General features: G+C 34.8%; 15 protein-coding genes. 1 reads left to right on the top strand and 14 read right to left on the bottom strand.

Annotated elements, in window-relative coordinates; translation table 11 throughout:
• Positions 1–9: 9 nt before the first annotated feature.
• Positions 10–1194: an ISL3 family transposase gene (locus N5B56_RS05905; RefSeq protein WP_260978562.1), complete on the top strand. Its 1185-nt coding sequence runs from the start codon at positions 10–12 to the stop codon at positions 1192–1194.
• Positions 1195–1342: 148 nt separating this feature from the next.
• Here the strand turns inward: N5B56_RS05905 and tsf are convergent, their stop codons facing one another.
• The 14 genes from tsf to ruvX form a co-directional block, all read right to left on the bottom strand.
• Positions 1343–2437, bottom strand: coding sequence for a translation elongation factor Ts (tsf, locus tag N5B56_RS05900; protein WP_117909910.1), 1095 nt, complete (start codon positions 2435–2437; stop codon positions 1343–1345).
• Between the two features lie 31 nt (positions 2438–2468).
• Complete coding sequence (gene rpsB / locus N5B56_RS05895) at positions 2469–3194, bottom strand: 30S ribosomal protein S2 (protein ID WP_117909909.1); 726 nt, start codon at positions 3192–3194, stop codon at positions 2469–2471.
• A gap of 145 nt (positions 3195–3339) precedes the next feature.
• On the bottom strand, positions 3340–4032 hold the full coding sequence (locus N5B56_RS05890) for an MBL fold metallo-hydrolase (protein ID WP_260978561.1): 693 nt from the start codon (positions 4030–4032) through the stop codon (positions 3340–3342).
• Positions 4033–4042: 10 nt separating this feature from the next.
• Positions 4043–4411 (bottom strand): VOC family protein, encoded by a 369-nt coding sequence (locus N5B56_RS05885; RefSeq protein ID WP_117909907.1) that lies wholly within the window; start codon positions 4409–4411, stop codon positions 4043–4045.
• Positions 4412–6496 (bottom strand): type I DNA topoisomerase, encoded by a 2085-nt coding sequence (gene topA, locus N5B56_RS05880; protein WP_260978560.1) that lies wholly within the window; start codon positions 6494–6496, stop codon positions 4412–4414. It abuts the gene before it with no gap.
• 27 nt (positions 6497–6523) lie between these two features.
• Positions 6524–7615: a DNA-processing protein DprA gene (dprA, locus tag N5B56_RS05875; protein ID WP_260978559.1), complete on the bottom strand. Its 1092-nt coding sequence runs from the start codon at positions 7613–7615 to the stop codon at positions 6524–6526.
• A gap of 19 nt (positions 7616–7634) precedes the next feature.
• Positions 7635–9161 carry a YifB family Mg chelatase-like AAA ATPase gene (locus N5B56_RS05870; protein ID WP_022089221.1) on the bottom strand — a complete coding sequence of 509 codons (1527 nt, stop codon included), beginning with the start codon at positions 9159–9161 and terminating at the stop codon, positions 7635–7637.
• Between the two features lie 41 nt (positions 9162–9202).
• Positions 9203–9835 carry an RNA polymerase sporulation sigma factor SigK gene (sigK, locus tag N5B56_RS05865; RefSeq protein ID WP_022089222.1) on the bottom strand — a complete coding sequence of 211 codons (633 nt, stop codon included), beginning with the start codon at positions 9833–9835 and terminating at the stop codon, positions 9203–9205.
• Between the two features lie 77 nt (positions 9836–9912).
• Complete coding sequence (locus tag N5B56_RS05860; protein ID WP_022089223.1) at positions 9913–11148, bottom strand: peptidase U32 family protein; 1236 nt, start codon at positions 11146–11148, stop codon at positions 9913–9915.
• A gap of 2 nt (positions 11149–11150) precedes the next feature.
• Positions 11151–11798: an O-methyltransferase gene (locus tag N5B56_RS05855; RefSeq protein ID WP_260978558.1), complete on the bottom strand. Its 648-nt coding sequence runs from the start codon at positions 11796–11798 to the stop codon at positions 11151–11153.
• A gap of 11 nt (positions 11799–11809) precedes the next feature.
• Positions 11810–12202 (bottom strand): hypothetical protein, encoded by a 393-nt coding sequence (locus tag N5B56_RS05850; RefSeq protein ID WP_118565248.1) that lies wholly within the window; start codon positions 12200–12202, stop codon positions 11810–11812.
• A 14-nt stretch (positions 12203–12216) separates the two neighbouring features.
• Positions 12217–13878, bottom strand: coding sequence for a ribonuclease J (locus tag N5B56_RS05845; protein WP_022089226.1), 1662 nt, complete (start codon positions 13876–13878; stop codon positions 12217–12219).
• Between the two features lie 38 nt (positions 13879–13916).
• Positions 13917–14168, bottom strand: a complete 252-nt coding sequence (locus tag N5B56_RS05840; RefSeq protein WP_022089227.1) for a DUF1292 domain-containing protein — start codon at positions 14166–14168, stop codon at positions 13917–13919.
• A gap of 339 nt (positions 14169–14507) precedes the next feature.
• Complete coding sequence (ruvX, locus tag N5B56_RS05835; RefSeq protein ID WP_022089228.1) at positions 14508–14927, bottom strand: Holliday junction resolvase RuvX; 420 nt, start codon at positions 14925–14927, stop codon at positions 14508–14510.
• Positions 14928–15233 lie beyond the last annotated feature (306 nt).

Here is a 15233-nt window from a genome sequence, read left to right as displayed (position 1 = left end):
ATTATTACTATGCCTAACAATGATTATATTTCAAATATACTGGAAATAAAAGACCTTTTTATCACAAATATCGATTATACATCAAAAGAAAACCATATTTACTTCATGTTAAAGCGTAAAGACTGTGTCTGTCCTCACTGTAAAGCCATAACCAACAAAGTTCATGACTACAGGACTTCCATTATTAAAGACAGCCCCATTATGGGAAAAAGTACTTTCCTTCATTATAGAAAACGGCGATACCACTGTGATTCATGTGACAGACATTTTACGGAACCTTTTTCGCTTCTTCCTAAGAACTGTCGCCTTACCACCCGTTTATGTTTTGAAGCAATACACTTGCTAAAGAGTTCTCTTAATGTTTCAAATGTCGCCTCTCAGCTGGGGATATCCGTTTCCTCTATTTTCAGGCGGCTCAAAGACATCAAACATCAGAAACCGAAAACGCTTCCTTTAGTACTTTCAATCGACGAGTTTAAGGGTAATTCGGGTGGAAATAAATATCATTCCATTCTGACAGCACCAAAAGAGCATAAAGTTTTTGACATTCTTCCTTCCAGAACCCAATACAGGCTTGAAGAATACTTAAGAGACTTTCCCAACCGTAAGGATGTTCGTTACTTTGTTATGGATATGTACAAGGTTTATAAGGATATTGCACAGAGGTTGTTGCCTAACGCAACCATTGTTATTGATAAATTTCATGTGGTTAAACAGGTAACCGGTGCTACCGAAAGAGTACGAATTAGAATTCAAAAACAGATGCATCCTTCAAAGAGAAAATATTTCAAACGAAGCCGTAAATTAATTCTCGCCCATAAGGATAAGTTAAATGGAGAAAATCTTGAGGCTCTTGAAGTAATGTTACAACAATCAAACGATCTAGCTCAGGCTTATTATTTAAAAGAACTTTTTTATGACTTTATGAACTCTAAAAGCAGTACTGAAGCCAAACTCAAATTTCGTAAATTTATTAATGCTGCCTCTGTCAGTGAACTTGATGAATTCAATTCAGTACTTATTACACTTGCCAATTGGGCGAAATACATACTCAACAGTTTTGATTGCCCATATACAAACGGATATACAGAAGGAATGAATAATAAGATTAAAGTAATTAAGCGAAATGCTTATGGATATAGGAATTTTGAAAATTTCAGAAACAGAATAATGTTATCATGTGATACTATATAAAAATCGTGTGTGATTACAAATCACACACGATATATATAAGTGATTACCCCCATGCTTGACAAAGAGCCAAAAAAAGAAGAACACCCTCTCGCCCATGTAAACATGGCTCGTGGATGTTCTTCTTTTTATTTGCACGGCTTTAGCCTGACTATTTCATCTGTTTTGCAACTTCAGCTGCGAAATCTTCTTCTTTCTTTTCGATACCTTCGCCTGTTTCAAATCTGATGAAGCTCTTAAGTGCAACTGGAGCACCAACTTCTTTTGAAACTTCTGCTAAGTATGCTTTTACTGTCTGCTTTCCGTCTGCAGCCATAACGTATGTCTGATCAAGAAGACATACTTCTTTTAACTGCTTAGAAATACGTCCTTCAACTAAACCGTTGAAGATCTTGTTAGCACAGATTTCTTCCTTCTTGCTCATTGAAATAGCTGCTAATGAAGCAATAGCTTCTTTTGAAAGGAAGTTGAATAAGTACTTGTCGTTCTGTTTTTCTTCTAAGATTGCTTTGTCTTCAGCGCTTAATGCATCTGTGCTTAATGCTTCAGCAAAGATATCTTTCTGAATTGGCTTTGGAAGTGATGCTACATCATTTAAAGCACTATCAATTGTGATTTCTCTCATCTTAGCAAGTTCATCATCTGAGATGTCTTCTCTGCTAATATACTGTGGACTCATAGCTGCGATCTGCATAGCGATAGTCTTCATTGATGCTTCAACAGTTTCGTTAGCCTGTGCATCAGCTTCTACTAATACACCAATCTTTCCACCAGCGTGGATGTATGATACAACAACACCGTCAGATACGATTTTCTTAAATCTTCTGATGTTCATGTTTTCACCAATAACAGCAATCTGTGATGTTAATTCGTCTTTTACAGTCTTTGATGTGTCAAGAGCCCATGGTTCAGCGTATAAAGCTTCAACGTCAGCTGCATCTGAGTTAACGATCTGCTTAACTACGTTAGCTACGAATGTCTGGAACTTTTCGTTTTTAGCTACGAAGTCAGTTTCTGAGTTTACTTCTACGATTGCTGCTTTTCCATCTTCAACTAATGTTGCAACAACACCTTCAGCTGCGATTCTACCTGATTTCTTTACTGCAGTAGCTTCGCCTTTCTTTCTTAATACTTCGATAGCTGCTTCCTGATTACCATCAGTTTCAACTAAAGCTTTCTTACAAGCCATAATTCCAGCGCCTGTTAATTCTCTTAACTCTTTTACCATTGCTGCTGTAATATCCATTACTATATCCTCCTATTTAGAAAAAATTTAATTATTCTGCTTCTGTTTCAGCTACTTCTTCAGCTACCATTTCTTCACCCTGGTTAGCTTCGATAACAGCATCTGCCATCTTAGCAACGATGAGTTTAACAGCTCTGATAGCATCGTCATTACCTGGAATAACGTAATCTAATTCTTCAGGATCGCAGTTTGTATCAGCGATACCGATTAATTTGATTCCAAGTGCATGAGCTTCCTGAATACAAATTCTTTCCTTCTTAGGATCTACTACGAAAATAGCGTCTGGGATTCTCTTCATATCCTTGATACCGCCAAGGTTCTTTTCAAGCTTATCCCATTCTTTCTTAATTTCGATAACTTCTTTCTTAGGAAGAACATCAAATGTTCCATCTTCTGCCATCTGTTCGATGTCTTTTAATCTCTTAATTCTTGACTGAATTGTCTTGAAGTTAGTAAGCATTCCGCCTAACCATCTTTCATTTACATAGTACATTCCACAACGTTCAGCTTCTGTCTTAACAGCTTCCTGAGCCTGTTTCTTTGTACCAACAAAAAGAATTGTACCACCATCAGCTGCGATATCAGCCATAGCCTTATAAGCTTCATCAACTTTACCTACTGACTTCTGTAAATCGATAATGTAGATACCATTTCTTTCTGTGTAAATGTATGGAGCCATCTTAGGGTTCCATCTTCTTGTCTGATGTCCGAAATGAACACCTGCTTCTAATAACTGTTTCATTGAAATAACGCTCATTTTTTTACCTCCATTTGGTTTTAATCTTCCGTCTGAATCCAATTCATCGGACAACCCCGAGCATGGGCACCGGTCCGATTTCATCAAACGTGTTTACTCTAACTTAGACATCTTATCATAAGTCATTTTATAATTCAAGCACTTTTTATTTACAAAAAACTGCCTTACTCACTATGTTTTCTCCACCATACTCATTTTTATATCTGTCTATTATTTCAGGTTCTCCCCAAAAATGCATAGGATAAATTTCATTTGCTCCAACATTTTTTATAAAATAGTCCATTCCCATATAATAGGCTTCTTCCTGTCTTGGATCAAGCGGTACGAAAGCAATATCTATCTTTCTTCCCTTCATGCTATCAATCTCTCTTTTAAAATTAACTTCCATATTTCGGTTCCAGGATTTTGGTTCTCCATCCCAGTGCCACCAGTTCAAATCACCTGCATGATATATTGTTCCATCTTTTTCACTTACTATAAAAGCCACGCCCTCATCTGTTGATTTCAATGTTTCAACAACTATATCATCTATCTTGTATTTTTCATGAGCCTGAACTCTTATTATATTAAGTTGCTCAACCATTTTTGACAGCACAGCATTTTTCTTTATTTTCTTAACAACATCGTAAGATAAAATATATGTTACATTATCATGCTTAGTTGCTATATCAAATATTATTTTACTAAAATGATCATCATGAATATGGCTTACCATTACGTAAATTTTCTTGTCCGATTTTATGGCTTTATCTATGTTTCCACCAATATAGTCAAACAAATATATATAATTTCTGCTTTCAACCATAAAACCACTATGTTTTAAATACGTAACCTTCATTCATTTACCTCTATTTTGCTGGAACAATTTCTAACCAATATCCATCAGGGTCTTCAATAAAATAAATTCCCATTTCTTTATTTTCAAAACAAATGCATTCCATTTCTTCATGAAGTTTATGAGCTGCTTCCATATCATCTGTTTCAAATGCAAGATGGAATTCACAATCTCCAAGATTATAATTTCCTTCCCACTCTTTTAACCATGTTAATTCCAATTCAAAATCTGCTTCTTCGTTTGACATATAGACAATTATATATGAGCCGTCTTTTGCTTCTTTTCTGCGTGATTCTTTTAATCCTAAAGCTTTTGAATAAAATTCCATTGATTTATCTAAGTCAACTACATTGTAGTTTTCATGAACCATTTTAAATTTCATCTATTTTACTTCCTCTTTTTTCTTCAAATCTGTAACATATCCACATGTCGCGTCTGCGCATACTAACTTGTTTCCTTTTTCAAGCATATATCCACCGCACTCAGGACATTTTTCTGTAGAAGGTTTCTGCCATGACATAAAATCACATTCAGGATTGTCGATACATCCATAGTATCTTCTTCCCTTCTGTGTTTTTTTAAGAATAATTTCCTTTCCACATTTAGGACAAGGGATTCCTGTCTTTTCAAGATATGGTTTTGTATTTCTACACTCTGGAAATCCCGGACATGCAAGGAACTTACCGTGCGGTCCGTATTTGATAACCATTCTTCTTCCACATTCTTCGCATATTTCATCTGATTCTTCATCAGCAATTGTAATCTTTTCTAATTTCTTTTCAGCACTCTTTACAGCGGCATCTAAATCAGGATAGAAGTTTCTTATAACTGTCTTCCATTCTACTTTTCCTTCTTCCACCATATCTAAAAGTGATTCAACATTTGCAGTAAAGTTCAAATCTACAATTGCGCTAAATGCTGTCTTCATTACATTGTTAACCGCTTCTCCAAGTTCTGTTACATAAAGATTCTTCTTTTCCTTTGTAACATATCTTCTTGCAATAATTGTTGTAATTGTTGGAGCATAAGTACTTGGACGTCCAATTCCCTGTTCTTCTAGTGCCTTAACAAGTACAGCTTCTGTAAAATGAGCAGGTGGCTGTGTAAAATGTTGATTTTCATTAAATTCAACTAATGACAATTCTGATTCTTTTGTAAGTTTTGCAATTACATTATCCGTTGTTACTTTTTCGCTGTCACTATCTGTATAAACCTGCATAAATCCCTGGAAGTTAAGCTTTGAAGTTGAAGCATTAAAAATGTATTTGTCTGCTGCAACTTTTACTGATGTAGTCTCATATACGGCACTTGCCATTCTACTTGCCACAAATCTCTTCCATATTAACTGATACAATCTGAATAAGTCTCTGCTAAGCTGTTCTTTAACCTCAGCAGGTGTAATATTTACATCTGTAGGTCTTATTGCCTCATGAGCATCCTGTATCTTTTTATTAGATTTACTTGTATTAACTTCTTTTGTTATATTTTCAGCACCATATGTCTTGTCTATAAATTCTCTAACCTGAGTTTCTGCTGTATCTGAAATTCTTGTAGAATCAGTACGAAGGTAAGTAATCAAACCTATTGTTCCTCTTCCCTTAATATCCACACCTTCATACAACTGCTGTGCAAGTCTCATGGTTTTTTGAGTTGAAAAATTCAAAGTTTTTGAAGCTTCCTGCTGCAATGTACTTGTTATGAACGGAACCGGACTCTTTCTTGAACGGCTTCCCTTCTTTACATCCTTTACTGTAAAATCAGCATTCTGTAATTCCTTTATAATACCATCAAGCTGTTCTTTTCCGGTAATTTCCATCTTTCCATTTCCATCTCCGTAAAATTCAACTGTTAATGGTTTCTTTTCTCCTTTGACATTTAAAATTGCATTCATATCCCAATATTCCTTAGGAATAAATGAATTTATTTCTTCTTCTCTGTCACATAACATACGAAGTGCAACAGACTGAACTCTACCTGCACTTAATCCTCTTTTTATCTTAGCCCATAATAGCGGACTAATCATGTATCCTACCATTCTGTCTAAAACTCTTCTTGCCTGCTGTGCGTCAACACGATTCATATCAATATCTCTAGGCTGTTTTAAAGATGCCTTTACTGCCGGCTTTGTAATTTCATTAAATGTTATTCTTGCTGTTTTTTTCATGTCAAGTTTCAATGCTGTTGCCAAATGCCATGAAATTGCCTCTCCTTCACGGTCAGGGTCAGTTGCAAGATACACTTTATCTGATTTTTTAACCTGTCTTCTTAATTCTGCAAGTTTTCCACCTTTACCTCTGATGGTTATATATTTTGGTTCATAATCGTGTTCGATATCTATTCCGAGCGTACTTTTAGGTAAGTCTCTAATATGACCATTTGAAGCTACTACTTCATAATTAGCTCCTAAAAATTTTTTAATTGTTTTAACTTTCGCCGGTGATTCCACTATAACTAAATACTTCGCCATAATTACCCCTTTATATTTTTATTTATGTCACACTACAACCCTTGCATAATAATTTTCCATTGGTTGTTCTACCATTCCATCTAGTTGTAACTGTAACAATATTTCTGATAAACGTTCATATTCAATGCCGGTTTTCTCTATCAATTCTGAGATGTTAATCGGCTGTAAACCTAACTCAATATACACCAAGGAAAAATCTTTTTCAAGTAAATTTTCTTGGGACGTTATTTTTGAAGCCCTATTTTTTTCTTCTATATGCAATTCTTCAAGTATATCTTTTGCCGATGTTAATACCCCTGCACCAACCTTTAAAAGCCTATTACAACCGCCACTTAAAGCGTCTCCAACTCTCCCCGGAAGTGCGTAAATATCTTTGCCCTGTTCTAATGCCCATTCCACAGTTATTAGCGAACCGCTTTTTTCTTTTGCCTCGATTACTGCTACTATATCCGCCAATCCACTTATTATTCTGTTTCTCTGCGGAAAATGCCAATTAAGAGGTTTGCTTCCCGGTGGATATTCTGAAATTATCCCACCATATTCTATAATATTTTCATAAAGTTCAATATTTTCTATAGGATACACAATATCAACTCCACATCCAACAATTGCAAAAGTTTTTTCTCCTCCTTCAATTGCTCCTAATTGACTGTATGTATCAATTCCTCTTGCCATTCCACTAATTATCTGCACTCCGTTTTCACTCAGTTCTTTAGCTATACTTTTCGCCATATTTCTTCCATAATTACTGCACGCTCTTGCCCCAACCATTGCAACTGATTTTTTATCATTATCAGGTAGGCTCCCTTTGTAAAAAAGGAAATATGGCTTATGGTCAAATATCCTTAATTTATCTGGAAATTCGTCGTCTTTAATTGTGACAAATTTTATATTATTCTTCTCTAATTCATCATAAAATCTGTTTTTGTCAAATTCAGTCTTTGCCTTAAGAATTGCCTCAACATCTTTCTTTGTAATATCTGTCATATTTAGTAATTTTTTCTCACTTGAATGATACAATTCTTCTATTCCATTTACACCTTTTATCAGTCTGTTTAACTTCGTATATTGTATATCTTTTACAGTTGAAATCCATGCAAAATAATCTCTTTCTTCCATATATATAGTATCCCCCTTTTTACTTCATCCAAGCCGGAGTTCTAAATGTCAAAGCCTTTGATATATCGCCCTTTGAAACATTTTTTCTCTCGTCCAAATCTGCTATCGTTCTTGCTACTTTTAATACCTTTCCATACGCCCTCATGCTCAATTTAAATTTATTAAAAATCTGTTCCATAAGTTCTTCTTCAGGCTTATTTAATTTACAAAATTCTTTAATATTTCTGCCATCTAACTGTCCATTGTAAGACACTGTTTCATTCTTATATCTTTCCCTTTGAATTTGTGCTGCTGCAATAACCCTTTCTTTCATCTTTTCTGAGGTTTTTTCACTTTTTTTAATATCCTTATACTCTACTCTGTTTAAATACACACATAAATCAAATCTATCTAATATAGGTCCACTTATTTTTGACAAATACTTATTAACCTCCCTTTGTGTACAGCTACATCTGTTTCTATCAGGATAATATCCACACTTACACGGATTCATTGATGCTATAAGTATCACATCTGCAGGAAATTCATAGCTTCCACTATTTCTTGAAAGCACAATTTTTTTGTCCTCTAATGGTTGCCTTAATGCTTCAATAACATTTCTCGAAAATTCAGGAAATTCGTCTAAATATAATACTCCACCATGAGCAAGGGTAACCTGTCCTACTTTTGGTTTCATTCCGCCGCCCGTCATTCCCGTTACCGTTGTAGTATGATGCGGACTGCAAAATGGTCTTTTATCCACTAGTCTTCCATCTAATTTCCCTGCTATACTATGAATCTTTGATATTTGTATTCTCTCTTCAAATGTCATATCAGGAAGTATTGTAGGAATAGTCCTTGCTATTACAGTTTTTCCGGCGCCCGGTGGTCCAACCATAAGCATATTGTGTCTTCCCGCTGCTGCAATCATCGCTCCTATTTTTCCCTGCTCCTGTCCGCAAATGTCTGCAAAATCATAACTTTCCTCTATTTCTTCCTGAATCTTCTTTTCTTCAAAATTAGCTTTCTGCCTTAATATTTCCTCGCTCAACTCATCAGGATTCATATCTAACACATACACTAATTCTGCAAGATTTTTCACTCCTATTATCTCTATCCCTTCAATGGCTACACACTCTCCATAATTTTCTTCAGGAATGATGCATACTTTAATTTCCTTTGACACTGCCATTAAAACCATAGGTAATATTCCATTAACCTTTATCACATCTCCATTTAAACTTAATTCTCCCGCAATCATAAATTTACTGACATCCTGTTTTACTATATCAAGTGCTTTAAGAATCGACGCAGATATTGGCAAATCAAAATAAGTTCCTGATTTTCTTATATTCGCAGGAGCCAAATTTATCGTTATTCTTCTTGGCGGAATCATAAATCCCGAATTCTTTATTGCGGTTCTTACCCTCTCTCTTGACTCTTTTATTTCTGACGATAAAAGGCCTACCATATCAAATGATGGCAAGCCACTACATACATCTGTTTCAACACAAATCGGTAAAACTTCCGTTCCCGTAATTGCACAACAATTAACTTTACTAACCATATACCCTCCAAACATTCCGTTATTATTTAGGTTATAAGTTATCACATTTTATATGAATAGTCAATTGTCGATTTTATTTTTTCTAATGCTCTCTTTTCAATACGACTTACATAGCTCCTTGAAATGTTTAAATCCATACCAATTATTTTCTGCGTCTCGCTCTCCCTCCCGTTCATTCCATATCGTCGTTCTATTATTTCTCTTTCCCGTTTGGTCAGTTTATTTTCTACAATATCCCTAATCATTTCTACATTTTCCTGTCTTTCCATATTACTTATTACGTCCTCATTATCTGACTCAACAACATCTATAAGACATATTGTATTTCCTTCTTTATCTGTTCCTATTGGTTCATTTAGCGATACGTCCCTGCTTCTTTTTTTCTCATTTCTAAACATCATTAGCATTTCATTTTCAATGCATTTTGCCGCATAGGTTCCTAAACGGTTTCCCTTATTTATATCAAATGAATTTATTGCCTTTATAAGGCCTATTATTCCAATAGAAATTAAATCTTCATTATCTCTCTCACCCGAATATTTTTTTGCCACATGTGCAACAAGGCGTAAATTACTCTCTATTAATATATCCTTCGCCAGCTTATCTCCCTGTGCATATCTTTCCAGATATTTTTTCTCTTCCTTTGGTGTCAAAGGCTCTTTAAATGTCTTCAAAAAAAGGCACCTCGTCACATGCTTTATACATTTTATGCACAAATCACATAACGGGTGCCTGTCACTTCCTATTTATTTTACGCTGTTACAACATCTTTTTTTCTAAGAATATCTCCTAGTTCTAATTCAATTCCTAAATCAATAAATAACTTCTGTTGTGGATGTGGACAACTTTCCATTTCGTTTCCTTCTTCATCCTGAATTGAAATTACTTTAACTTCAATGTCTCTTCCGTCTTTTTTCATAACCTCAATTGTATCTCCAACGCAGAATTTATTTTTCTGTGTTATTGTGTATTTATGTTCCCCAACCTTTTCTCCGACAAGTCCAAGATAAACATAATTTCTTTCATACACATTTTTATCGTATATCTGTGTTGTTTCATCTGGTTTTCCAAAGAAAAATCCGGTTGTATACTGTCTGAATGTACACTGTGAAATCAACTCCCTGTACTTATCAAGGTTTGCATAATACTTGTCAGGGCTTTCTAAATAATCATCAATTGCCATTCTGTATGTTCTTGCAACCGTACCTACATAAAGGGCAGTTTTCATTCTTCCTTCTATTTTAAAACTATCGATTCCGGCATCTATAAGTTCAGGAATATGCTCTATCATGCACAAATCTTTCGAGTTAAAAATATATGTTCCACGTTCATTTTCATAAACAGGCATATACTGTCCTTCTCTTGATTCTTCCATAACGGCATATTTCCATCTGCATGGATGAGTGCATGCGCCTTTATTTGCATCACGTCCTGCCATAAAGCTTGACAAAAGGCATCTTCCTGAATAAGAAATACACATTGCTCCATGTACAAATGTTTCAATTTCCATATCATCAGGAATATGTTCTCTTATTTCTTTTATCTCCTTCATTGATAATTCCCTTGCGGTTACAACTCTCTTTGCTCCAAGATTGTACCAGAAATTATATGTTCCATAATTTGTATTATTAGCCTGAGTGCTGATATGAATTTCAGTATCCGGAAGCATTTCTTTTGCAATTGTAAATATTGCAGGGTCAGCGATTATAAGTGCATCCATGTTTACTGTTTTTAAATCTTCAAAATAAGCTCTTACAGGCTCTAAATCTGCATTGTGGGCGAGTATATTTGCAGTAACATATACTTTTACATTATGTTCATGTGCAAATTTTACACCTTCTCGCATTTCTTCTAATGAAAAGTTCTTCGCTTTTGCTCTAAGTCCAAATACTTCTCCACCAATATATACGGCATCTGCCCCATATTTTACTGCTGTTTTTAAAACTTCCAGACTGCTTGCCGGAATTAATAATTCTACATTTCTCATATTTATCTCTTCTTTACACTTATTGTTATTCCATCTCCAATTGGAACGATGGATGTTTCTAACTGTTCATTGTTCTTTACTTCATACATATATTCCCGCATTCGTTTATGAATTGTTCTGTCTCTTCTTCTTACAACATATTTAGATTCTATCAAATCACCTTCCTGAAGAACATTGTCAGTAATTAGTACTCCTCCTGTTTTCATTAATCTTAAAACATGCGGAAGAAAATTAATATACTGAGCCTTTGCCGCATCCATAAATACAAAGTCAAAGCTATCATCTTTTAGTGTAGGCATAATTTCCAACGCATCTCCTTCTAAAAGATCAATCACATTTTCTTTTCCTGCTTTTTTTATATTTTCTTTTGCGATAGGAATTCTTTTTTCATAATTTTCTATTGTAGTAATTTTTCCATCTTCATCTAAACATTCACTAATTAAAATGGCTGAGTACCCAACTGCGGTACCCAGCTCTAATATTCTTTTAGGTTTTTTTATTGCCAGAATAACTCTTAAGAAACTTTCCATTTCTTTTCTGATAATCGGCACATTGTCCTTATGAGCCTCTATTTCTATCTGCTCTAAAACCTGACTATTATTTTTTTCCAACGAATGCATGTATGATACAATTCTTTCATTTACTATCATATCAACCTCTCTTATTCCGTTGTTGTCTCTTCTTCATCAGTTTTACCTTCACTTTTGATAACTTTTAATATTTTTTCACCGTTATCAGAAGTATTGAAAGTATATGTTCCCGGCTTTACAACCTTTACTTCATATATAAATGACTCAACCCATAATACTTTATCATCATTTATAATTCCGTATTCTTCTAATGTCTTTGCAAAATCTTTTATTGATGTGTTCTTAGTTACTTCAATTGTCATATCCATCCCAGGTGCAGGTGCTGCTCCCTTGTCTGTGAATAACTGTCTGCCAAATACAAAAGCTGCTGCTGCAAAATAGTAAATGACAACAAACATCACCAAATATTTTAATACTTTACTCATAACTCTTGCAAAGCCTTCTGATGTTTTTCGCCTAACCATAAGCTCCTCCCGGATTATTCAACTTCCATGATTATTGGAAGAATCATTGGATTTCTCTTCATCTTCTTCCATAAATATTCACCTAAACTATCTTTTACAACCATTTTAATTTTACCCCAGTCAACTGAGTTTTTACTTAAACAGTTGTCTAATGCTTCTGCCACAACTTCCTTTGCTTCGTCAATAAGATTTTCTGACTCTCTTACATATACGAAACCTCTTGTTACAATATCAGGTCCTGCAAGTAACTGATTTGTATATTTTTGCAAAGTAAGTACCACAATTATAATTCCGTTTTCAGCAAGATTCTGTCTGTCTCTAAGAACGATGTTACCTACATCACCTACTCCAAGACCATCAACTAATACGGAACCTGCAGGGACTTTTCCTGTAATCTTTGCATCATTTTCATCAATACTTAAAACATCCCCTGATTTCATAATAAATACATTTTCTTTAGGAATTCCTAATTTCTGAACTAACTGTCCATGAACCATTAAATGTCTGTATTCACCATGTACAGGTATTGCATATTTAGGTTTTAACAGAGAATATATTAATTTAATTTCTTCCTGACACGCATGCCCTGAAACATGTGTATCCTGGAAAATAACCTCTGCCCCCTTCATATATAATTCATTAATTACTTTACTTACAGCTTTTTCATTTCCAGGGATAGGTGTTGAACTAAACACAATAGTATCTCCCGGTTTAATACTTACTTTTCTATGAAGTGATGCTGCCATTCTTGAAAGGGCTGCCATTGATTCTCCCTGACTTCCTGTTGTAATAAGTACCAACTGGTCATCAGTATAATTTTTCATTTCTTCAATATTAATCAATGTATTATCAGGTATCTTTAAATATTCCAATTCTTTTGCAACTGAAATAATATTAACCATACTTCTTCCTTCTACTACAACTTTTCTGTTGTATTTGTCAGCTGAATTGATAATCTGCTGAACTCTGTCTACATTTGATGCAAATGTAGCAATAATAATTCTTGTCTTAGGATGTTCTGAAAAAATGTGGTCAAATGTTGCACCAACCGTACTTTCTGAAGGTGTAAATCCAGGTCTTAATACGTTTGTACTGTCACACATAACTGCCAATACGCCTTTTTTTCCTAATTCACTAAATCTTGCTAAATCAATTGCATCACCAAATACAGGTGTATAATCTACCTTAAAGTCACCTGTATGAACAATAACACCAACAGGTGTATGAATGGCAAATGCTGCCGCATCAGCTATACTATGGTTTGTCTTAATAAATTCAACTCTGAATTTACCTGCGTTTATGTTCTGACCATATTTAACTACTTTTCTTTTAACTATATCTTTGATCTGATGTTCTTCAAGCTTTCCTTCTATAATTCCCATTGTAAGTTTTGTTGCATACAATGGTGCACTGATTTCTTTTAAAACATATGGTAACGCACCAATATGATCTTCATGTCCATGTGTTATAAAAAATCCTTTTATCTTGTCCTTATTTTCTCTTAAATAAGTAATGTCCGGTATTACTAAATCTATTCCAAGCATATCATCATCCGGAAATGACAATCCGCAATCGACTACTATTATGCCATCTTCATATTCAAAAGCTGTCATATTCATTCCAATCTGCTCTAAACCGCCTAATGGAATTATTTTCAACTTTCCAGTCTCGCTCATTAATATTTCCCTCCTATATTTCTCCGTTCATATTCGTATTATACTAAATCTACATCTTCTAATAGTTCTGAAAAAATCTTTCCGATATATCCTACTTCATCTTCATCTAAAACTACTTCATAAACAGCTTCTTCACTACTATCATCTGATGTGTCCTTAAAAATATATGCTATCTCTTCATCTTCTTTTTCAACAAGAATATATTTTATATTATTTACTTTTGTTTCTAATAAAACTGTGAATTCTTCATTTTCACCCTGCTCATTTTTGAAAATTATCTTTCCATCCATTTGACTATATCTCCTCCTGAAAAATATGTAATGCCCCCGCCCTTCGGTCGGCGGCTATTCGTCGGAAACATTTATAGAAAATGAACTTCGTTCATTTTGTTTCCTCCTATTACTTTTCTATACTAACTTTGGTATCTGCAAAGTACTTAATTAGGCATTTATAATTATTATTTATAATTATAAACATTCCTATCCTTCACGAAATAATACCTTCATTTTTTAATTAATCTAACTATTTATCTGCGTACATTCCATCAAATTAATGATTTTTTCCTGACAGTTAATAAAAATATCTATACATAGTCTGTTATGAAAAGTCATATTCCTACCATATAACTTTTAACGATGCGAATTAAGATAATCCTCTAGAATAATTGTGGCAGCAATCTGGTCAACATATTTGTATCTGTCTTCCCTTTTTATTCCTGCTTCATTCATTATTTCATATGCTTCAACCGTTGTTAATCGTTCGTCCTGAAAAATAATCTCCACTCCGCTTCTACGTGTAAGCATATCTGCAAATTCTTTTGTCTTTTCAACTCTTTCACCTGAACTTCCATCCATATTTACAGGTAATCCTAATACTATTAATTCAACATCATTTTCTTTAATAATTGTCTCTATTCTTGAAAGAGTCTTTCTTAATTTATTAGGTGATTCCCTTCTCACTATTTCCATGCCCTGTGCAGTCATCCCTAACGGATCTGTAATTGCAACTCCTACTGTCTTTGAGCCAAAATCAAGTCCTAATATTCTCATTATAACATTTCTCCTTTAAGCATACAGAATAAGCCCTGCCAAACCGTGGGCTCGCAAGCGCAGTCGCATTTTGGGGCTTTTGCTAATCGGCTTCGCCGCTTCCGCTTCCGCCAGCTCGAAACATTTGTTTCTCGCTGTTCTTGCGCCCGGCTCATGCGACTCTGCGCAAGCGCAGTCGCATTTCCGGGCTTTTGCTAATCGGCTTCGCCGCTTCCGCTTCCGCCAGCTCGAAACATTTGTTTCTCGCTGTTCTTGCGCCCGGCTCATGCGACTCTGCGCAAGCGCAGTCGCATTTCCGGGCTTTTG

It is taken from the genome of Eubacterium album (assembly GCF_025336545.1).
In the GTDB taxonomy this organism is placed as follows: domain Bacteria; phylum Bacillota; class Clostridia; order Lachnospirales; family Lachnospiraceae; genus Eubacterium_U; species Eubacterium_U album.
This window is presented reverse-complemented; position numbering and strand designations above follow the sequence as displayed.

Bases quoted from the DNA above. Each gene is read 5' to 3' on its own strand.
- N5B56_RS05905 (WP_260978562.1), top strand. From the start codon at position 10: ATGCCTAACAATGATTATATTTCAAATATACTGGAAATAAAAGACCTT.
- tsf (WP_117909910.1), bottom strand. From the start codon at position 2,437: ATGGATATTACAGCAGCAATGGTAAAAGAGTTAAGAGAATTAACAGGC.
- rpsB (WP_117909909.1), bottom strand. From the start codon at position 3,194: ATGAGCGTTATTTCAATGAAACAGTTATTAGAAGCAGGTGTTCATTTC.
- N5B56_RS05890 (WP_260978561.1), bottom strand. From the start codon at position 4,032: ATGAAGGTTACGTATTTAAAACATAGTGGTTTTATGGTTGAAAGCAGA.
- N5B56_RS05885 (WP_117909907.1), bottom strand. From the start codon at position 4,411: ATGAAATTTAAAATGGTTCATGAAAACTACAATGTAGTTGACTTAGAT.
- topA (WP_260978560.1), bottom strand. From the start codon at position 6,496: ATGGCGAAGTATTTAGTTATAGTGGAATCACCGGCGAAAGTTAAAACA.
- dprA (WP_260978559.1), bottom strand. From the start codon at position 7,615: ATGGAAGAAAGAGATTATTTTGCATGGATTTCAACTGTAAAAGATATA.
- N5B56_RS05870 (WP_022089221.1), bottom strand. From the start codon at position 9,161: ATGGTTAGTAAAGTTAATTGTTGTGCAATTACGGGAACGGAAGTTTTA.
- N5B56_RS05860 (WP_022089223.1), bottom strand. From the start codon at position 11,148: ATGAGAAATGTAGAATTATTAATTCCGGCAAGCAGTCTGGAAGTTTTA.
- N5B56_RS05855 (WP_260978558.1), bottom strand. From the start codon at position 11,798: ATGATAGTAAATGAAAGAATTGTATCATACATGCATTCGTTGGAAAAA.
- N5B56_RS05850 (WP_118565248.1), bottom strand. From the start codon at position 12,202: ATGGTTAGGCGAAAAACATCAGAAGGCTTTGCAAGAGTTATGAGTAAA.
- N5B56_RS05845 (WP_022089226.1), bottom strand. From the start codon at position 13,878: ATGAGCGAGACTGGAAAGTTGAAAATAATTCCATTAGGCGGTTTAGAG.
- N5B56_RS05840 (WP_022089227.1), bottom strand. From the start codon at position 14,168: ATGGATGGAAAGATAATTTTCAAAAATGAGCAGGGTGAAAATGAAGAA.
- ruvX (WP_022089228.1), bottom strand. From the start codon at position 14,927: ATGAGAATATTAGGACTTGATTTTGGCTCAAAGACAGTAGGAGTTGCA.